Annotated in this window: 19 protein-coding genes; 5 read left to right on the forward strand and 14 right to left on the reverse strand. The window is 62.2% G+C overall.

Translation table 11 applies throughout. The features are described 5' to 3' along the window. Window positions 1-58 precede the first annotated feature (58 nt). On the reverse strand, window positions 59-1,069 hold the full coding sequence (locus AC2FMD_RS00970) for a DUF6492 family protein (protein WP_496741012.1): 1,011 nt from the start codon (window positions 1,067-1,069) through the stop codon (window positions 59-61). Between the two features lie 204 nt (window positions 1,070-1,273). On the opposite strand from AC2FMD_RS00970, the gene AC2FMD_RS00975 reads away from it, so the two are divergent. Further along, entirely contained in the window at window positions 1,274-1,735 is a 462-nt protein-coding gene (locus tag AC2FMD_RS00975; protein WP_496741014.1) for a hypothetical protein, read from the forward strand. On the opposite strand, the gene AC2FMD_RS00980 is transcribed toward AC2FMD_RS00975, so the two are convergent. Together AC2FMD_RS00980 and proS are read right to left on the reverse strand one after the other, a co-directional pair. Beyond that, window positions 1,732-2,625 (reverse strand): glycosyltransferase family 2 protein, encoded by an 894-nt coding sequence (locus AC2FMD_RS00980; RefSeq protein ID WP_496741016.1) that lies wholly within the window; start codon window positions 2,623-2,625, stop codon window positions 1,732-1,734. The genes AC2FMD_RS00975 and AC2FMD_RS00980 overlap by 4 nt on opposite strands. Further along, window positions 2,609-3,949: a proline--tRNA ligase gene (gene proS / locus AC2FMD_RS00985; protein ID WP_496741018.1), complete on the reverse strand. Its 1,341-nt coding sequence runs from the start codon at window positions 3,947-3,949 to the stop codon at window positions 2,609-2,611. Before proS ends, AC2FMD_RS00980 begins: the two co-directional genes overlap by 17 nt. Window positions 3,950-4,186: 237 nt before the next feature. On the opposite strand from proS, the gene AC2FMD_RS00990 reads away from it, so the two are divergent. From AC2FMD_RS00990 to AC2FMD_RS01000, 3 genes are read left to right on the forward strand one after another with little or no spacing between them, the layout of a single operon-like run. Further along, window positions 4,187-5,260 carry an AI-2E family transporter gene (locus tag AC2FMD_RS00990; protein WP_496712411.1) on the forward strand — a complete coding sequence of 358 codons (1,074 nt, stop codon included), beginning with the start codon at window positions 4,187-4,189 and terminating at the stop codon, window positions 5,258-5,260. After that, window positions 5,261-5,950, forward strand: a complete 690-nt coding sequence (locus tag AC2FMD_RS00995; RefSeq protein ID WP_496712412.1) for an HdaA/DnaA family protein — start codon at window positions 5,261-5,263, stop codon at window positions 5,948-5,950. Between the two features lie 52 nt (window positions 5,951-6,002). Next, window positions 6,003-7,544, forward strand: a complete 1,542-nt coding sequence (locus tag AC2FMD_RS01000) for a Ppx/GppA family phosphatase (RefSeq protein ID WP_496741020.1) — start codon at window positions 6,003-6,005, stop codon at window positions 7,542-7,544. 9 nt (window positions 7,545-7,553) lie between these two features. Here AC2FMD_RS01000 and AC2FMD_RS01005 read toward each other — a convergent pair whose 3' ends face one another. The 7 genes from AC2FMD_RS01005 to AC2FMD_RS01035 all read right to left on the reverse strand — a co-directional run bounded on the left by AC2FMD_RS01005 (window position 7,554) and on the right by AC2FMD_RS01035 (window position 13,902). Further along, window positions 7,554-7,937 (reverse strand): hypothetical protein, encoded by a 384-nt coding sequence (locus AC2FMD_RS01005; RefSeq protein WP_496678755.1) that lies wholly within the window; start codon window positions 7,935-7,937, stop codon window positions 7,554-7,556. Between the two features lie 38 nt (window positions 7,938-7,975). Continuing rightward, window positions 7,976-8,989, reverse strand: coding sequence for an endonuclease/exonuclease/phosphatase family protein (locus AC2FMD_RS01010; protein WP_496741022.1), 1,014 nt, complete (start codon window positions 8,987-8,989; stop codon window positions 7,976-7,978). A 3-nt stretch (window positions 8,990-8,992) separates the two neighbouring features. Next, the gene (locus tag AC2FMD_RS01015; protein WP_496685910.1) at window positions 8,993-9,673 is read right to left on the reverse strand and encodes a TerB family tellurite resistance protein; all 681 of its coding nucleotides are present in this window, start codon (window positions 9,671-9,673) and stop codon (window positions 8,993-8,995) included. Between the two features lie 45 nt (window positions 9,674-9,718). Then, complete coding sequence (locus AC2FMD_RS01020) at window positions 9,719-10,207, reverse strand: GNAT family N-acetyltransferase (RefSeq protein WP_496741024.1); 489 nt, start codon at window positions 10,205-10,207, stop codon at window positions 9,719-9,721. Continuing rightward, on the reverse strand, window positions 10,204-10,806 hold the full coding sequence (locus AC2FMD_RS01025; RefSeq protein ID WP_496741026.1) for a VOC family protein: 603 nt from the start codon (window positions 10,804-10,806) through the stop codon (window positions 10,204-10,206). The genes AC2FMD_RS01020 and AC2FMD_RS01025 overlap by 4 nt, the downstream gene beginning before the upstream one ends. Window positions 10,807-10,963: 157 nt before the next feature. Further along, the gene (scpA, locus tag AC2FMD_RS01030) at window positions 10,964-13,090 is read right to left on the reverse strand and encodes a methylmalonyl-CoA mutase (RefSeq protein ID WP_496794555.1); all 2,127 of its coding nucleotides are present in this window, start codon (window positions 13,088-13,090) and stop codon (window positions 10,964-10,966) included. Further along, entirely contained in the window at window positions 13,087-13,902 is an 816-nt protein-coding gene (locus tag AC2FMD_RS01035) for a hypothetical protein (protein WP_496712420.1), read from the reverse strand. The genes scpA and AC2FMD_RS01035 overlap by 4 nt, the downstream gene beginning before the upstream one ends. A 159-nt stretch (window positions 13,903-14,061) precedes the next feature. Here AC2FMD_RS01035 and AC2FMD_RS01040 point away from each other — a divergent pair, with 159 nt between their 5' ends. After that, on the forward strand, window positions 14,062-14,508 hold the full coding sequence (locus tag AC2FMD_RS01040; RefSeq protein ID WP_496685900.1) for a DUF4174 domain-containing protein: 447 nt from the start codon (window positions 14,062-14,064) through the stop codon (window positions 14,506-14,508). Window positions 14,509-14,623: 115 nt separating this feature from the next. On the opposite strand, the gene AC2FMD_RS01045 is transcribed toward AC2FMD_RS01040, so the two are convergent. The 4 genes from AC2FMD_RS01045 to AC2FMD_RS01060 form a co-directional block, all read right to left on the reverse strand. Beyond that, window positions 14,624-16,669, reverse strand: coding sequence for an ATP-binding protein (locus AC2FMD_RS01045; protein WP_496712421.1), 2,046 nt, complete (start codon window positions 16,667-16,669; stop codon window positions 14,624-14,626). Window positions 16,670-16,786: 117 nt separating this feature from the next. After that, window positions 16,787-16,990, reverse strand: a complete 204-nt coding sequence (locus AC2FMD_RS01050) for a hypothetical protein (RefSeq protein WP_149774774.1) — start codon at window positions 16,988-16,990, stop codon at window positions 16,787-16,789. Window positions 16,991-17,454: 464 nt separating this feature from the next. Next, entirely contained in the window at window positions 17,455-17,808 is a 354-nt protein-coding gene (locus tag AC2FMD_RS01055) for a hypothetical protein (protein WP_496685896.1), read from the reverse strand. A 130-nt stretch (window positions 17,809-17,938) separates the two neighbouring features. Then, on the reverse strand, window positions 17,939-18,424 hold the full coding sequence (locus tag AC2FMD_RS01060; RefSeq protein WP_496712422.1) for a DUF6497 family protein: 486 nt from the start codon (window positions 18,422-18,424) through the stop codon (window positions 17,939-17,941). Window positions 18,425-18,440 lie beyond the last annotated feature (16 nt).

Consider the following 18,440-nt stretch of genomic DNA (forward strand, 5'->3'; position numbering starts at 1 on the left):
GGGGACATTTTCGGGATTTGGCTGGATGGTCAAGCCGGTTCCGGATGCGCGCGCCCGTTCAACCGGCCAGCGACGAAGTTGCATCCAGCACAGACTGGGTCGTCTCACGATCACTAATCCCTCGTCGCGCCAAGGCCTCGAACAAGCGATCTCGGGTTTCAGGTGTCAGCATGGAAACCGCCCGGTTGTGCAGGCCGAGGCTCAACAGTTCCGGTTCGTCGATCCTGGCAATCAGGCCTTCCAGCTTCTGTTGCGAATAGGTCGGCCACAGCCCCAGCGCGGTGCTGGGTGCGTCCTCGAACCACGGGCGCAAAGTCAGATCCGACCGGAGGCAAAACGTATTCAGCAGCATGAATTCCGAGGGTCTTCGGCGCGACCCGAAGAGCGACTGCACCGAACCGTAGCGTTCGTTGATCTCGTCCAACACCTCCAACACCAACGACCTGCGCACTGGGAACGGCGTCGAAAACGTCGTGGTCTTCAACGCCTCAATGTCCGGGACGGTGACCTGCAAAGCGTCCAGGCTCTGCCGCAGCCAGTTGCGGTGAAAGTCGCTGTTGACCGATATGAACGGGATCCGGGCGGCTCCGCCATCCGCAAAGAATTCTGCCTCATTGAAAGACCGCAGAAACAGGTTTTTGGTGTCCAGGATAACCATCTGCTCCGCCTCGGCGATCCGTGCGGCGCCCAGCTTGAGCACCTGTTGCGTGCGATATCCGTTGTTGCCGCGCCAGCCCCCCTTTCGCACGAAAGGGATACGGTGCCGTCCTTCAATCAGAAGCCGGTCGCCCAGTGAACGCCTGACGCATTGACCTGCCCCAAGCAGAATGTCATCGCCCCCGACGACCCGAACCTTGGATTGCAAAGGGCCATAGGCCGTTAATATGGGCTCGATACGCGCCCGCAATGCGGTTTCGTCCACGTCGTTCAGAACCACATGGATGGAAGCAACTTTGGCCGGATCAGCAAATCGCGCAAAGGAACGCGCCTGCAACTCGAGCAGCGGGTAATCCTTGGAATACACTATCGTGGCAAAACTCAGCACGGTCGGGTTGCCTTTCACAATCACTCGGCGCCGCTGTATCAGCTTCTCGACCTGCCGCCAAATCTGCTTTACCGCGTTGGCGCAGAATCAGCCGTCGGGCTCAAATTCCAGCAACAGATGATATGTGAAAGACGATTATACCGCTGGTTGTGAAGCCCATCTCAGACAGGCCTTTATTGTTTCAGGTATGAAATCAATGTGAGGTTCAGGCAGTAAACTGAACTTGAAATGCAACATTTTCACAGCAACTTTGTTTCGCATTTTGCTTCTTTTGAGAAATTTTGGCACCCTGATTGTGGGGGAATACATTTTAAAGAGCGGGGGTCGCTCATGAATATTGAAGAGGAAATTGAACAGGTTGGTGCGCCAGACACGACGATCATATCTCAGGACATGGATTGCGAAACCGCAGCGTTATTGCGGGCCGTCATTCGACCGCTGTTTGCCGGCGCGGCCAGTTGGGCCGGTCTTGCCGACACGCTGCGCGAAAAAGGCTATCGCCTGGCATTCCAAAGCGGGCGCATGTGCCTGATGGACCGAGCGACCGGAAAACGGCTTTGCGGGTTGCGGTTTCTGGACATCGAATTGAAGGATCTGGTCCGTCGTATGGGTCGCCCCGTCGTAGTCGCCCGAGGTGACAGGGCGGATGGTGAACTGCTTCGCGCGCGTCCGGCGACGGGCGGGTCCTAGTACCGCCGCCAGAACTGGACGGACCGGCGCAGAGATTTGGCAAGGCTGTGTTTTGCGGCCCGCCGGATCGGCAGCGGCGTTTCCTGGCGCCTCAGCACCTCGATGAGCAGGTTTGCCGGCATATGCCCGCGGCGATAGAACTCTGCAAAATCATCCAGATCCAAGCCTTGTGCCGCGCGATAATCGGCAAAGAACCGTTGCCAGACGCGGGCATAATCCCGTCCCGTCGCTTGCTGGTCGCTGGTCTCGCCGCGGTCCCAGAACAATGAAATCGGCTCATCCATCCTTTCGCCGCGATAGCCCCCGGCAACCAACCGCAGCATCAGGTCATAATCACCAGCGATGCGGAACTGAGTGTCGTGTCCCCCCAATTCCTGAAAAACATCTCGCCGCAGAAAAACAGAGTTATGGCAAAACGGCATACGCTGAAGGATGGCCTTGACCGACATCCGTTTTTCCATCTTTTCACCGCCGTCCGCGGACCGGTGAAGGGTTGATCCGAATAGATAGTCAGGACGGGTCGCGGTCAGTCGCTCGGCCGCCCGGTTCAGAAGATCATCCGCGGCCAACGAGTCGTCGGAATTGAGGAACAGGACATATTCGCCGCGTGCCGCTTCGACGCCGCGATTCATCGCGTCGTACAGGCCATGGTCCGGTTCACTGATCAGGCGCGTGCGCGGAGCGTTGGCGATCAAGTCCTGAATAAATTCGACCGTCCCGTCCGACGATGCTCCGTCCTGAATGATGTGCTCGGAACGGTCGCAATTCTGCCGCGCCATGCATTCGATGACGCGACGAAACGTGTCCTGACGCCCTTGGGACAGCAGGTTCCAAGTTGCCGTGATCACCGAGATCAGCGGCGCGTCACCGGTATCAGGCGGTGCGCTCATAGATCTCGGCAATGCGGGTTACGGCGGCCTCGGGGCTCAGCTCTTCGCTTTCGCCGGTGCGGCGGTTGGTCAGCTCGACCACTCCGTTTTTCAACCCGCGCGGGCCAACGGTGATGCGCCAGGGCAGGCCGATCAGGTCCATTGTGGCGAACTTGCCCCCTGCCCGCTCGTTGCGGTCGTCATAGAGCGGCTCGAGTCCCAGCACGGTCAGCGCCTTGTAGATCTTGTCGCAGGCCGCGTCGGCCTCGTCATCGCCCTGCTTCAGGTTGACGATGCCGCAGTGGAACGGAGTCACGCCCTCGGGCCAGATGATGCCCTTGTCGTCGTGGCTGGCCTCGATGATCGCACCGATCAGGCGGCTGACGCCGATGCCGTGGCTGCCCATATGCACCGGAACCTGCTTGCCGTCGGGACCTTGCACGGTGGCGCCCATAGGCTCGGAGTACTTGGTGCCGAAATAGAAGATCTGCCCCACTTCGATGCCACGCGCGCTGCGGCGGCGTTCCTCGGGCACCTGCTGGAACAGGGCCTCGTCATGGGTCTCGTCCGTGCGGGCATAGAGCGAGGTGAACTCCTCCATGATCGCCTGACACTGAGCCTTGTCGTCATAGTCGATGTCGCGCTCGCCAAGACGGATGTCGGTGACCGCGCTGTCATAGAACACCTCGGATTCGCCGGTATCGGCCAGCACCAGGAATTCATGCGTGTCGTCACCGCCAATCGGGCCGCTGTCTGCACGCATCGGGATCGCCTGCAGGCCCATGCGTTCGTAGGTGCGCAGATAGCTGACCAGGTGGCGGTTGTAGGCGTGCAGCGCGTCCTCTTTCGTCAGGTCGAAATTGTAGCCGTCCTTCATGTAGAACTCGCGGCCGCGCATCACACCGAAACGGGGGCGGATCTCGTCGCGGAACTTCCACTGGATCTGGTAGAGCGTCAGCGGCAGGTCCTTGTAGCTGCTGACATGGCCGCGGAAGATGTCGGTGACCAGTTCCTCGGCCGTGGGCGTATAGAGCATGTCGCGGCCGTGCCGGTCCTTCATGCGCAGCATTTCCTGGCCGTAGTCATCATAACGCCCGGATTCGCGCCACAGGTCGGCCGATTGCAGGATCGGCATCTGGATCGGGATGTGCCCGGCGCGGATCTGCTCCTCGTGCACGATGTTTTCCAGCTTGCGCAGCACCTTGAAGCCAAGCGGTAGCCACGAATAGATCCCGGCGGCGGCCTGCTTGATCATCCCGGCGCGCAGCATCAGCCGGTGGCTGACGATCTGGGCTTCGGCGGGGTTCTCTTTGAGAACGGGCAGAAAATAACGGCTGAGGCGCATGTTTTTACCTTGCAGGTGAGAATTCCACGGACACGTGATTATGCGAAAGCCCCGCCGGGGGCAATCGGACAATGACCCAATCGCCGGTTCGTGGCCAGGCGGCTGTGCCTTTGATCAAACCACGTCGAAACCGGTGCACCGCTTGGCCGCCACGCCAAAATCCCGTCTCATGAAGCGCTTGCATCACAGGGTTGCATCGTCCAAGAACAACCACAGGCCTGCAGACAGGAGACCATGATGGCGTTGCCGGTTCGGGACCAGCTGAAATATTGGGGCGTGGCCGCGGCCGTTTTCGTGTTGGTGCTTTGGCTGCTGGGAGATGTCCTGCTGCCTTTCGTCATCGGCGGCGCGATCGCCTACTTCCTCGACCCCCTGGCCGATCGGCTAGAGCGCCTGGGTCTGTCGCGTGCGGCGGCGACCGCAACAATCACGATTATCGGCGTGCTGACCTTTCTTCTGATAATCCTGATGGTGGTTCCGGCGCTGATCACGCAACTGGCCGATCTGGTCGAAACCCTGCCCACCCTGTTCCAACAACTACGCACCTTTGTCGAACAGCGGTTTCCCGCGCTTCTGGACAGTGAGTCAAACACGCATCAATTCCTGATGTCGCTGAGCGAAACCCTCAAGGCAAAGTCCGGCGACATCCTCGAAACGGTCGTCGCCTCGGTGGGATCGGCCGTGAACGTGGTACTGTTGTTGGTGATCGTGCCCGTGGTGGCGGTGTATTTGCTGCTGGACTGGGATCACATGATTGCCCGCATCAACCAGCTTCTGCCCCGTGACCATGCGCCGACCATCCGCCGTCTGGCCTCGGAAATCGACGCGGTGCTGGCGTCTTTCGTGCGCGGAATGGGGTCGGTCTGCCTGATCCTGGGCACCTACTATGCGGTAGCGCTGATGATCGTAGGCCTGCAGTTCGGCCTGATCGTGGGTTTCATCGCGGGGCTGGTCACCTTCATTCCCTATCTGGGCGCCCTGATCGGCGGAACGCTGGCCATCGGCCTGGCGCTATTCCAGTTCTGGGGCGACTGGGCATCGATCGGCCTGGTGGCCGGGATCTTCGCCATCGGCCAGGTGGTCGAGGGCAATTTACTGACCCCCAAGCTGGTGGGCAGCTCGGTCGGGTTGCACCCGGTGTGGCTGCTGCTGGCCCTGTCGGTCTTCGGATCGCTGTTCGGATTCGTGGGCATGTTGATCGCGGTTCCGGTCGCGGCGTCGCTGGGCGTGCTTGCACGTTTCGCCACTTCGCAATATCTGGCAGGCCGCCTCTACCGGGGGCATGACGAGCTGGACCGGGAAAGCGAGTAAATGGCCAGACAACTGAGTTTCGATCTTCCAGCCAAGACCGCGCTGGGACGCGAGGATTTTTTTGTATCACCGGCCAATGCGCTGGCGGTGGCTATGATCTCGGCCAATTCATGGCCAGGCAACAAGCTGGTCCTGTCCGGCCCAGCCGGGTCCGGCAAAACCCATTTGGCCCATGTCTGGGCGGCCGAAACCGGGGGGCGGATCGTGTCGGCGGCAGACCTGCGCCATGATTTGGTGCCCGCCCTGGCGCGGTCGCCGGTCGCGGTCGAGGACGTGCCGATGATCGCGGGCGACATCGAACGGCAGAAAACCTTGTTTCACCTGCACAACCTTGTTCTGGCGGAAGGGCATGCGCTGCTGATGACCGGACGGTTGGCGCCGAGGTTCTGGGAACTGCCCCTGGCCGATCTGCAAAGCCGGGTCGAGGGCGCGCATCACGTGGCCCTGGATCCGCCCGACGATGCGCTGCTGGGCGCGGTTCTGGCCAAGCTGTTCGTGGACCGGCAACTGAACCCCGGCCCCGAGGTGATCGCCTATCTGGTCAAGCACATGGACCGCCGGTTCGAGACCGCCGCCGAGGTCGTGGCCCAACTGGATCACGTCGCGTTGATGGAAAAGCGCGAAATCACCCGGGCACTGGCCGTCCGCGTGCTGAACAAGGACGTCGACGAAACCATCACCGGCGATTGACCGTTTGGGTCTGATTTCGCATCCTGCGCAGGAAGGGACCCCGGGGAAGAACATGGAACAGATTGCAGCCAGGATTCCGGATTGGGGATCATTCGGAAGACCATTGTTCGACGACCCGGGGATTCGCGACCTGTCGCGGGTCGGAGTGGTCGATGTCGGGTCGAACTCGGTGCGGATGGTGATCTTTGACGGCGCGGCGCGCTCGCCGGCCTACTTTTACAACGAAAAGGTGATGTGCGAACTGGGCGCCGGGCTGGCGGAAACCGGGCGATTGAACCCGCGCGGGCGTGAACGTGCGTTGGCCGCCCTGCGCCGGTTCGAACACCTTTCGCGCGATCTGGACCTACCCGGCCTTCATGTGGTGGCCACCGCCGCCGTGCGCGAGGCCGAGGACGGCCCCGATTTCTGCGACCAGGTCTGGGCCGAGACTGGCCTGCACGTGTCGGTCATCGACGGCGAGGAAGAGGCCCGGCTGTCCGCTCAGGGCGTGCTGCTGGGCTGGCCCGGCGCCTACGGGCTGATCTGCGACATCGGTGGCGCCTCTATGGAACTGGCCGAGATCGGCGGCAACTCTGTCGGGCGCTGCGTGACCTCGCCCTTGGGGCCGCTGAAGCTGCGCGATATCAAGGGCGGGCGACGGGCGCGCAAGGCACATATCAAGGAAACCATGGAGGCCCTGCGTGACAAGCTGGGGCCGCAGCGCGACCGGCTGTTCCTTGTGGGGGGCAGTTGGCGGGCCTTCGCTCGGCTGGACATGCTGCGCCGTGGCTATCCGCTGAACGTGCTGCATGAATACCGCATGACCACCAAGCAGGTTCGCGAGACGATCAAGTTCATCGAAAAAAACGACGCCGAAAAGCTGCGGTCGCGGGCCGGGGTGTCGGCCTCGCGCATGGCGCTGGTTCCCTATGCGATGGATGTGCTGTCGCGCCTAATCCGCACCTTCAAACCCAAGGACATCGCCATCTCGAGCTATGGCATACGCGAAGGGCTTCTGTATGAACAGATGCCCCAGATCCTGCGCGACCGGGACCCGCTGATCGAGGCCTGCCGGTTTTCCGAGCAGAAGGACGCCCGACTGCCGGGGTTCGGCCGCCACCTGTTCGATTTCGTGATGCCGCTGTTCCGGTCGGCGCCACAATCCCGAATCCGATTGATCAAGGCCGCCTGTCTACTGCATGACGTCAGCTGGCGCGCCCACCCTGATTACCGGGCCGAGGTCTGCTTTGACAACGTGACCCGTGCCAATCTTGGCGGGCTGAAACATTCCGAACGGGTCTTCATCGGTCTGGCGCTGCAACACAGATACCGCAACAAACGCCACGGCAACCGGTTCGCGCCGCTCTATGAGCTGCTCGACGAGAAAGACCAGCAACAGGCCGAGATTCTGGGCAAAGCCATGCGGTTCGGGGCAATGCTGTGGATGCAGAATGACGCCGCCATCGGCAAGCTACGGTTCTACCCAAAAAAACGCGAGCTTGAACTGTATCTGCCCGGTTCGCTCAGCCCGCTGTTCAACGAGGTCGCCGAGGCACGGTTCAACTCGCTGGCCGATGCGTTGAAATCCGAACCGCGCGTCATCATCCAGAAATGACCCGGGCGGTCAGATATCCGTGACGTCTTCGCCCTCGGGTCGGTCTTCTTCAGCCTCGGGTGCGGGGCTTTCCGGCAAAGGCGGCTCGGGCTTCTTGCGGATGATTATGTCGCCATTGGGAAGCATCTCGGGCGCCTCATAGGCGCTCCAATCCTGAACCTGCGCCGCCAGTTCGGCCAGCGCCGGGCCCATCTCCTGCAGGAAGGACTGCATCGCCGGGCCGAACTGGTCAGCCAGATCGCGCAGATCCTCCAGCGCCGGCTCCAGTTCCCGGCGCAACCCCTCAAAGAACAATTCGGCCCCCTGCTCCATCAGGGATTTGCCTTGCGGCTCCTGCGCGGCGGCAGGCAGGGCAGCCAAAGCGAGCGAAACGGTCAGAACAAGATGCTTCATGCGTCCAAGATAAGGGGCGGACGATCAGGTTGAAAGGGCTAGAGGTCGATATCCATAGTGACCGGAAAATGATCGGACGCGGTGACCAATGCTTCGCGCAATTCGGGAACGCTCCAGCAATGCTCGTCCCGCAACGGATGCCAGATGCGCCAGACCGGGCGACGTGCCTTCAGATCGGGGCTGACCATGATGTAGTCCAGCAGCGCCTCGAGATATTGGCCCTCTTCAGGCCGCGGAAAGCGGGCGGTCGACGGGATCCACCCCGGTCGGGGCCGGCAGGCTTGGGCCGCGTGGGGGTCAAACAGGCCGGCTTGCAACAGAATCTCGACCGAGGATCGCCCGAATAGGTTTTCGAACTCGTCCAGCCCCGGCCCATCATTCAGATCGCCCAGCAGAACCACCGGTTCGTGCGCAGCCAGATGCGCCTTGACCCGATGCGACAGCCACACCGCCTGGGCCAACTGCTTGCGTCGATTGGCAATCGAAATCCGCATCGCCTGCTCGGGCGTGTCCGCCCCATGCGGCGCCTTGGATTTCAGATGCGCGCCGATCATCCGAAACTCGAGCCCGTCCGCCGTTTTGACGGCCAGTTCCACCGGTGGTTTCGAAAACCGGACGATGTCTTCAGTCGCGTCGATGTCCAGGTCGATGCGAAATTCACCGTCAAACCGGGGCGCGTCGCCGGCGAACCCGTCCGTCTCGCGGTCTCCGATCGGGTCGTGACGGGCGCTGAGCCTGTCTGGGTCGTACATCAGGGCAAGCTCCTGATGGGTGTCATTCGGGAAACCCATCACCGCCTGCGAGGTGCGCAGGCCAAACACCTCGGCAAATTCCTGCAGGGCGCGCACGGTGTTTTGGCTGCTGCCGGTATTGGGCGCTTCTACGATCAGGATGGCGTCCGCGTCGATCGCGGTCAGAACCGTCGCGATGGCCTCGACCTGCTGTGCCTTGGTGACGTTGCGCCGCCCCGACCAGCTATCATCGACGACCAGCTTGTCGTGGCGATCGAACAGGTTGGCGAACCATTCGATATTATAGGTCGCCAGCCGCATCGCTCAGGCCCGCGCGCCGTTGATTTCGTCCCAGGCGCGGTTGATGTCGATCATCTTCTTCTCGGCCAGACGGATCGCTTCTTCCGGCACACCGCGCGCCATCATGGCGTCGGGATGGGTGTCCCTCACCAGCTTGCGCCAGACCTTGCGGATTTCCGGCAACGGCATATCCGGGGTGACGCCCAGAACCGTATAGGGATCCTTGGGCGCATCGGGCACGAACCTGGCCCGCAGCGCCTTGAACTGCGCCTCGGACTGGCCGAAGATCTGGGCCACATCCTCAAGAAACCGGTTTTCGTTGGGGTGATAAAACCCGTCGGCCATGGCTATGTGGAACAACCCTTCCATCAGGTCGCACAAGGTCGTGCTGTCCTCGGAGAACATCCGAGCTATCTTGCTGGCATATTCCTGGTAGCCGGCCACGTCCTGACGGGCCAGGTTGAAGACGCGGGCGGCGCCGGCTTCCTCCTCGGGCGGAATGCGGAATACCTCGCGGAAGGCCGTCACCTCGTCGCGCGTCACCTGACCGTCGGCCTTGGCCATCTTCGCCCCCAGCGCGATCACGGCGATGGCGAAGGCCACGGACTTTTCGGGAGGAGTGCGCAGCTTTTCGAAAACCGTTGCCAGGCTTTCGCCCTTGGCCAGCGCGCTCAGCGCTTCGGATATGCGGGACCAGATCGACATGGGCGCACCCTAACGCGCCCAAACCGGACTGTCAGGTGCGACCAATCATTTCGGACGAAGAATTTTCTGCATCAGCACAAGATCCAGCCATCGGCCCCATTTGAACCCCACCTCGGGCATGCGTCCGACCTGCGTGAACCCCAAAGCCGAATGAAAGGAAACCGCCGCGGGATTCTCGGCCGAGATCCCCGCAACCAGAACATGAACCCCATCCGCCCGCGCGACCCGTTCCAGAGCCTCCATCAATCTTCGACCGCCCCCCTGCCCCTGCGCCTGCGGGTCCAACATGATCGTGTGTTCACGCGTGGCGTCATAGCCGGGACCGGTGCGAAACCGGCCATAGGTGGCAAACCCGACCACCTGGTTCCGCCATTCGGCAACCTGGAACGCCGGCCCTCGCGCGGCGATGTCCTCGGCAATACTGGCCGGGCTGCGCTCATCGGTCGTAAAGGTCGCCAGGGTGTCCCGAACCACCTGATTGGTGATTGCCGCGATCGCCACCGCATCCCGGGTCCGAGCCGGTCGGACGATCATTCCAGCACACGCACACCGTGGGGTGTATCGAACTCGGCCCGCAACGCGACCGGCCCGGTGTCGAACACAACCCGATCAAGCTGACCTAGCAATCGCGCCATCGTCAGCGCGTCCGGATGAAAAACGACCAATCGTCGAAGATGGCATCCACTGGCTTGCAGCATCCCCGCCGGGTGCAGATCGCCCTGCCAATGGATCAGCGCCGGGAACAGATTGTCAAATGGCAACCGGCCCGACTCTGGAACGGCCATCTTCCACCGCAAGGCGCCCCGTGCAAGGTCATGGACCTGCCCCACATCAACCGGAAACGCATCCAGATCGGCCTGCAAATCGGAAACCCGACAGATCCAGTTGCTAAGCTTGGGCGGCCCTGCGAACCGATCCAGATCAAACCAACGCGGCCGCCCGGGATCGGGGGCCTGCGGGTCAATCGCAATCGCCTCAAGATAAAGGCCTTCGTCCAACCCAAGCAGATAGTTGTGCGTGCCGAACGCCGCGTGCTTGCCGCCCGGCGCCATCTGCACGCCCAGCGCTTGCTCCACATGGGCCACGGCCTCCTCCAGCGTCGCAGCGGCCACCGCAAGATGATCCAGTTCCATGACCGAGCCTCCACCTCCCAGCCCCTACCTCATGCCACCTGATATCACGAAACACCAGGCCCACACACTTCATCTGGCCCTAAATATCCTCGGGGGTGAATGTACGAAGCCGCAGGCATCGTGCAGAGGGGGCAGACAGCCCCCCTTGCACCTGGGATCAGCCGCGGGCCTCGCGGATCAGGCGCAAGATGTCCTGCGCCGCCTCGGGAATGTTGGTCCCCGGACCGAAGATCGCCTTGACCCCATGATCATACAGAAACTGATAATCCTGCTGGGGGATGACACCACCGCAGATAACGATGATATCCTCGGCGCCAGCCTTCTTCAGTTCTTCCACCAATTGCGGCGCCAGTGTCTTGTGACCTGCCGCCTGGCTCGAGATGCCAACCACATGCACGTCGTTGTCGATCGCGTCCTGCGCGGCCTCGGCCGGGGTCTGGAACAGCGGACCGACGTCCACGTCGAAACCGATATCGGCGAACGCGGTGGCGATCACCTTGGCCCCGCGGTCGTGACCGTCCTGGCCCATCTTGACCACCAGAAGACGCGGGCGGCGGCCCTCTTCCTCGGCAAATTCCTCGATCGATTTCTGGATGGCGGCAAAGCCCTCGTCACCTTCGTAAGCTGCGCCATAGACACCAGCCAGCGTTTTCACTTCGGCCCGATGACGGCCGAATTCCTTTTCCATTGCCATGCTGATCTCTCCTACGGTTGCGCGGGCACGCGCGGCCTCGACGGCAGCGTCCAGCAGGTTGCCCTCCTCTTTCGCGCGCCGGGTCAGTTCGTCCAACGCGGCCTGACAGGCGGCCTCGTCCCGGGTCGCGCGGATGCGTTCCAGCCGGGCGATCTGCGCCTCACGGACGGCCTGGTTGTCGACCTCGAGGATCTCGATCGGGTCTTCCTTTTCCTTGCGATACTTATTGACGCCGACGATCACCTCTTCGCCGCGGTCGATCATCGCCTGGCGGCGCGCGGCGCTTTCCTCGATCCGCAGCTTGGGCATGCCGCTGGCCACGGCCTTGGTCATGCCGCCCATCTCCTCGACCTCTTCCATCAGGGCCCAGGCCTTTTCTATCAACTCGTTGGTCAGGCTTTCGACGTAGTAGGAGCCCGCCAGCGGATCGACCACGTTGGTGATGCCCGTCTCTTCCTGCAGGATCAGCTGGGTGTTGCGGGCGATCCGGGCCGAGAAATCGGTGGGCAGCGCAATCGCCTCGTCCAGCGCGTTGGTGTGCAGCGACTGGGTGCCGCCCAGAACCGCGCTCAGCGCCTCATAGGCCGTGCGGATCACGTTGTTGTAGGGGTCCTGCTCCTGCAGCGACACGCCCGAGGTCTGGCAGTGGGTGCGCAGCATCTTCGAGCGTTCGTTCTTGGCCCCGAACTCGGTCATGACTCGGTGCCACAGGGTGCGCGCAGCGCGCAGCTTGGCGATTTCCATGAAGAAATCCATGCCGATGGCAAAGAAGAACGACAGGCGGCCTGCGAACTTGTCCACGTCCATGCCCGCGTCGATGGCCGCGCGGACATATTCGCGCCCGTCGGCCAGGGTATAGGCCAGCTCCTGCACCAGGTTCGCCCCGGCCTCTTGCATGTGGTAACCCGAGATCGAGATCGAGTTGAACTTAGGCATCTCGTTCGAGGTGTAGTCGATAATGTCCGAGATGATCCGCATCGAGGGCTCGGGCGGATAGATATAGGTGTTGCGGACCATGAACTCCTTCAGAATGTCGTTCTGAATGGTGCCCGCCAGGACCGATTTGTCATGGCCCTGCTCTTCTCCGGTGACGATGAAATTGGCCAGGATCGGGATCACCGCGCCGTTCATCGTCATCGAGACCGAGACCTGATCCAGCGGGATACCATCGAACAGGATCTTCATGTCCTCGACGCTGTCGATGGCGACACCGGCCTTGCCCACGTCACCCACCACGCGCGGGTGGTCGCTGTCATAGCCGCGGTGCGTGGCCAAGTCGAAGGCCACCGACACGCCCTGCTGACCGGCCGCGAGGTTGCGGCGGTAGAAGGCATTCGATTCTTCGGCCGTCGAGAAGCCGGCATACTGGCGGATGGTCCACGGGCGGCCTGCATACATCGTGGCCCGCACCCCTCGGGTGAAAGGCGCGAACCCCGGCAAAGAATGCATGTGCGGCAGGTCGGCGGTGTCGTCCTGCGTGTACAGCGGCTTGACAGCGATCCCTTCCAGCGTTGTCTTGGTCAGGTCCTCGACGGGGCGCCCCCGCAGTTCCTTTTCGGCCAGCGCGCGCCAGTCCTTCATATCGGTCATGTCGATATCCTCTGTTCCAATCCTGTTTGCGCGGGCGCGGTCCCGCGATCATGTGTTCCCGTGTGGGTTATCAATTCGGCAAGGCCGTCGGCGCCCGAGGCCAGCCAGGCGAGATCGTCGGCATAGTCGATGCACAGCTTCATGGCCTGCTGGGCGTTCAGCCCATGCCCGGCCGGCCGGGATGTGCCGTTGAGCGCAAAGCGCCGGCCCGTGTCCGGCACGGACAGACCGGTCAGAACCTCAAGCTGTGCGTGCTGTTGCCCGCAGAACTCCTCGAAGGGCAAAACCAGAAAAGGAATGCCCGGGAACGCACGGCTCAAATCCGCGATGACATTGCGCCAACTCCGTTTGCCGTTTGCGATGCGTTGCCAGCGCTCGGGTTCTATCGATGTGTTCTTGCGGGTCAGCAAATAATCCGCAGCCGACGCCCAGTACATGTCCAGCGACCTGATGTTCAGCGCAATCTTCGAAACCCGTCCGCCAAAGGCCTGGGCCAGAAGCTGCCCCCGCTCCAGTACATTTGGATACAGCGAGGCGTAGGCGAAGTTCCGAACCATGGAACCGACAAAGTTCTCCTGGCTGATCAGAACCTGCCGAGCGCCCTGGCGTCTGCATGCATCCAACTCCTGGTGCAAACCCGCGCAGATGTCGGGCGTCAGTTTGTCGAGACTGTTGAGACCATTGGACTGCGTGCGTTCAGGCCCCCAGTACACTAGCCCCTGGTTCTCCAGTCCCTGGGCATGTGCGGCCATGAAACCTTGAAAACTCGTCGTGGCGCACCGATGCGCACCGCAGTGCAGAATCACTTCCATGCCAACACCCCGCCACCAGGAAACTCCATCCGGTTGGATTGGTGCCTGCCGCGATCACGCAATCGTTGCGCTGCTGCGCATGCTTTTTTGATGCCCAAAGTCATTTCGTCGGTCGCATTCGCCGGGACAAAGGCTATATTCAGGATGACGGGAGACGCAATGACACGCTTGATTACCTTGGTTTTTTCAGCACTTTTGCCCCTCGCCGCCTGGGCGGCGGACGGCGCGGCCGCGGAAGAAGACGCCTTCATCCGCCCCGCCGGCGACAGTGAGCTGAGCGAGTTTCTCTGGACCCACCGGCCCATCGTGGTGTTTGCAGACACCCCGGCCGATCCGCGGTTCCAACAGCAGATCGAGATGTTGAAGGACGGCGAAGACATGATGCGCGAACGTGACGTCGTCGTTCTGACCGACACCGACCCTTCAGCGCGATCCCCAATCCGGACGCAACTGCGCCCGCGCGGGTTCGCGATGGTCTTCGTCGACAAGGACGGGGTGGTGAAACTGCGCAAACCCACGCCGTGGAGCGTGCGCGAGATCAGCCGGTCCATCGACAAGACCCCCCTGCGCGAGCGCGAAGTCCGCGAGCGGCGCGAGGGGCGCTGACGACTCAGACCCGCCCGGCAGAGGGGGTCTGCCACGCCCGCACCATCCGCACTGACGGTGCAGATGGCGACAAAACGGGCAAAACCCACATTTCCCGGGCAAGCGCACATGGACGTTATTCGAACTCCATGATCACGTCATCGACGGCCAGGCTGTCGCCCGGACCGGCATTGATCTTGGACACCACCCCCTTGCGCTCGGCGCGCAGGATGTTCTCCATCTTCATCGCCTCGACCGTGCACAGCGCCTGACCTTCCTGCACCTCTTGCCCGACCTCGACATCGATCTTCACGATCAGGCCCGGCATCGGGCACAGCAGCATTTTCGAGGTGTCCGGCGGCAGTTTCTCGGGCATCAGCTTGGCCAGTTCAGCAGCGCGCGGCCGGCGCACATGCACCTTCATGTCGGCTCCACGGTTGCGGATGCGGAACCCGCCCGAGATCTTGCCGACCTTCAGCACAAGTGGGCTGCCGTCCACGTCCAGAACCGCCAGCTGGTCACCGGGTGTCCAGTCCGAGCTGACGCGCAGGGCGGCGCCGTCCTCGAACTTGACCGTAGCACCGTCGCGGTCTGCATTCACCTGCACGGCATATTCCTGCCCCTGCAGCGTGACCACCCAGCGCTTGCCGACCTTGCGTTCGTGGTTGTCCATCCGACCCGAAACGCGAGTGCGGCGGATCTCGGCCACCCGGTGCATCGCCGCGCACGAGGCCGCGATTCGGCGCAGGTCGCCTTCGGGCAGTTCGACACCGTTGAACCCATCGGGGTATTCCTCGGCGATGAAAGCGGTGGTCATGTCACCACTGACGAATTTGGGGTGATCCATCACCGCCGACAGGAACGGCAGGTTGTGGCCGATGCCTTCAACCTCGAAACTGTCCAGTGCCACGCGCATCGCCTCGATCGCCTGCTCGCGGGTCGGCGCCCAGGTGCACAGCTTGGCGATCATCGGGTCATAATACATGCTGATCTCGCCGCCCTCAAAGACGCCGGTATCGTTGCGCACGGCTGTCTCGCCACTGGGCGCATCGCCCTGCCATTTTCCATTTTCCAGCAGCGGGCCCGCGGCCACCTCCTGCGGCGGACGATAGCGGGTCAGCCGCCCGATCGAGGGCAGGAAGTTGCGATAGGGATCCTCGGCATACAGCCGGTTCTCGATCGCCCAGCCGGTCAGCTTGACGTCGTCCTGGGTGATCGACAGCGGCTCGCCCGCGGCGACGCGGATCATCTGTTCGACCAGATCGACACCGGTGATCAGCTCGGTCACCGGGTGCTCGACCTGCAGGCGGGTGTTCATTTCCAGGAAGTAGAAATTCTTGTCGCCATCCACGATGAACTCTACCGTGCCCGCGCTGGCATAGCCCACGGCCTTGGCCAGCGCCACGGCCTGTTCGCCCATCGCACGGCGGGTCGCCTCGTCCAGGAAGGGCGACGGGGCCTCTTCCACCACTTTTTGGTTGCGACGCTGGATCGAGCATTCACGCTCGCCCAGATAAATGCCGTTGCCGTGCGTGTCGCAGAGAACTTGAATTTCGATGTGGCGCGGTTGCGTCACGAATTTCTCGATGAAGATCCGGTCATCGCCAAACGAGCTTGCGGCCTCGTTCTTGGACGACTGGAAGCCTTCGCGCGCCTCGTCGTCGTTCCAGGCGATGCGCATGCCCTTGCCGCCGCCGCCGGCGCTGGCCTTGATCATCACCGGATAGCCGATCTGCTGGCTGATCTTCACCGCCTCGTCCGCATCCTCGATCAGGCCCATGTATCCGGGAACGGTGCTGACATCGGCCTCCTGCGCGATCTTCTTCGAGGTGATCTTGTCACCCATCGCCTCGATCGCCCCTTTCGGAGGGCCCACGAACACGACGCCTTCGGCCTCGAGCGCCTCGGCGAATTTCGCGTTTTCGGACAGGAAGCCATAGCCGGGGTGAACCGCCTGCGCGCCGGTCTGGCGGATTGCGTCCATCACCTTGTCGATCACGATATAGGACTGGTTCGCCGGCGGGGGGCCGATGTGAACCGCCTCGTCGGCCATTTCCACATGCAACGCGTGCTTGTCGGCATCCGAGTAGATGGCGACAGTGCCGATTCCCATTTTCCGAGCGGTCTTGATGACCCGGCAGGCAATCTCGCCTCGGTTGGCGATCAGGATCTTGTTGAACATGGAACGTCCTCTGTCTTTGTGTTCTGGACAAACGAAAACGCCGTTGCCGGGCTGATGCCCCGCAACGGCGTGCCGTCAAATGGTGGACGGGACGGCGCGCGCCCCGCAATGAAGGTTTCAGTAACAGTTGTTCTGGGTTTTGCAGTACAGCACATTACCCGCCGCGCCGACCGCGGCCCCGACGATCGGGTCCGCGCTGACGACGGCGGCGCCGATGGCCCCGACTCCGCCACCCAGGATCGCCTGTTCTCCGATTGTTTCACCGCAGGCGGTGATGCCGGCGCATGCCGCCAACGCAAGAATGACTCGTGAAGCTCGCATTCGATCTGCCCCTTTTGGTTTCTTGACGAACTGCCGTTCAGTTGCCCGAAACCGGGCCTGCTATTCAATATCAGACTTGCCCCGCAGGGATCCTGCGCAGGATTTTGCCGCGAAGGGCGCGCCGGTGACGAGGAGAAGACCGCGGACAGGTCGAACTGGGAAGGATCGGCCTGCCCGCGGAAGGAAGGGGTACGGAATAGTAGGTGCTTGTGCGACGCAGGCAAAGTCGAGCCGCACGGCCCCGTAATTGTGCATTGGACAATTCTGATCACCAAGCGATCATTGTTTCCAATTTCATTTCCGGCTGAAACCTGCCCATCCGCTGCGCAGGGGCGCGATTTTGCGCCGAAGGGACTGCGTCCGCGCTGCAGGATCACGGCGCGCGCATCGGCCCCGGGCAGACAGTCCAAGGCCAACCCGCGCGTATGGTCCTGGGTCAGATATGTGGCACCCCGATCCACTAGCTAGGACGCTCCGTCGAAGATGTCGGGAAATGACTGCCGCGCAACATCGACATCTATTTTCAACAACGCGTCATAACTGGCAGGATCAAACGGATCTTCGGCCGGAACGACTTCGCGGCCGAACAGCCAGCTCAGGCGACCGGCATCCAGATTGCCGCGCTCGAACGGCTGATCCCCGAAATGCTCCCACAGGGCCTCCATGAAAGCCGCGTCGGCGCGACGATCGGCCGGTTTGCGATCACGGAACCGCTCGCGCCGCGTTAGGGGCGTAACCCCCTTGGGGTTTGCGCGCCGAATCGTGAACTGGAAATCGGTGCCGGGCAACCGGCCGGGAAAACCGCGGTGTTTCAACATGGCGGCACCTGGGCCGCGGTAAAGCGAATCCGGTACGGGCGTCCGCATCGGGAAGAATGGGTCATGGGCAACTCCAAAGCCGCAAGAGTGCAAAGTTGGGCTCGACGCAGATGAATCGGGCGAGTCATGGTCAAAGCTCCTCCCAGATACAGGTGGATCGTTCCAACCGGTAGGCTTCGAAAAACTGGGTTGCGTCCGGGGCGACATCCCCGAACTGAATCGGCCTGTCGGACAACGAAATCACCACCCGCGCAGGGTGCAAATCGTGATGCGCGACATAGGGAACAACCAGCGTCTGGCACAGGTGCAGCATGTCCTTGGCGGCCACGTCATAGCCGATGCGCCCCACCTCGCCCCCGATCTTGGGTGCGATGAACCGGAACCGAAGCCACAGCTCGCCTGGGTTGTTGTCCAGCAGGACCTCGCTCAACTCAACCGGTTGCCCCGAAGGTACGGGCAGCGGGTTGCCCGGCTGCGCCTGAATGGGGCCAGCCAACCCCCAAAGCAGAACGAACAGAGCGCGACCTCGGACCCGCTGTGGGCGGGCTCCTCCTTCCGAGGTCGCGTGCGCAAGGCAGCCTGCCTGCGCGGTTCTGTTTCGGGTCGGGCGGATCATGATATGGTTTTGCGGT

The sequence above is a fragment of the Ruegeria sp. BHSC276 genome (assembly GCF_059612945.1).

Coding starts and splice junctions, on each gene's coding strand:
- AC2FMD_RS01000 (WP_496741020.1), top strand. CDS start 6,003: ATGGAACAGATTGCAGCCAGGATTCCGGATTGGGGATCATTCGGAAGA.
- AC2FMD_RS01015 (WP_496685910.1), bottom strand. CDS start 9,673: ATGTCGATCTGGTCCCGCATATCCGAAGCGCTGAGCGCGCTGGCCAAG.
- scpA (WP_496794555.1), bottom strand. CDS start 13,090: ATGACCGATATGAAGGACTGGCGCGCGCTGGCCGAAAAGGAACTGCGG.
- AC2FMD_RS01035 (WP_496712420.1), bottom strand. CDS start 13,902: ATGGAAGTGATTCTGCACTGCGGTGCGCATCGGTGCGCCACGACGAGT.
- AC2FMD_RS01020 (WP_496741024.1), bottom strand. CDS start 10,207: ATGATCGTCCGACCGGCTCGGACCCGGGATGCGGTGGCGATCGCGGCA.
- AC2FMD_RS00980 (WP_496741016.1), bottom strand. CDS start 2,625: ATGAGCGCACCGCCTGATACCGGTGACGCGCCGCTGATCTCGGTGATC.
- AC2FMD_RS00995 (WP_496712412.1), top strand. CDS start 5,261: ATGGCCAGACAACTGAGTTTCGATCTTCCAGCCAAGACCGCGCTGGGA.
- proS (WP_496741018.1), bottom strand. CDS start 3,949: ATGCGCCTCAGCCGTTATTTTCTGCCCGTTCTCAAAGAGAACCCCGCC.
- AC2FMD_RS01050 (WP_149774774.1), bottom strand. CDS start 16,990: ATGCGAGCTTCACGAGTCATTCTTGCGTTGGCGGCATGCGCCGGCATC.
- AC2FMD_RS01055 (WP_496685896.1), bottom strand. CDS start 17,808: ATGTTGAAACACCGCGGTTTTCCCGGCCGGTTGCCCGGCACCGATTTC.
- AC2FMD_RS01045 (WP_496712421.1), bottom strand. CDS start 16,669: ATGTTCAACAAGATCCTGATCGCCAACCGAGGCGAGATTGCCTGCCGG.
- AC2FMD_RS01010 (WP_496741022.1), bottom strand. CDS start 8,989: ATGCGGCTGGCGACCTATAATATCGAATGGTTCGCCAACCTGTTCGAT.
- AC2FMD_RS01025 (WP_496741026.1), bottom strand. CDS start 10,806: ATGGAACTGGATCATCTTGCGGTGGCCGCTGCGACGCTGGAGGAGGCC.
- AC2FMD_RS01060 (WP_496712422.1), bottom strand. CDS start 18,424: ATGATCCGCCCGACCCGAAACAGAACCGCGCAGGCAGGCTGCCTTGCG.
- AC2FMD_RS00975 (WP_496741014.1), top strand. CDS start 1,274: ATGCAACATTTTCACAGCAACTTTGTTTCGCATTTTGCTTCTTTTGAG.
- AC2FMD_RS00990 (WP_496712411.1), top strand. CDS start 4,187: ATGGCGTTGCCGGTTCGGGACCAGCTGAAATATTGGGGCGTGGCCGCG.
- AC2FMD_RS01005 (WP_496678755.1), bottom strand. CDS start 7,937: ATGAAGCATCTTGTTCTGACCGTTTCGCTCGCTTTGGCTGCCCTGCCT.
- AC2FMD_RS01040 (WP_496685900.1), top strand. CDS start 14,062: ATGACACGCTTGATTACCTTGGTTTTTTCAGCACTTTTGCCCCTCGCC.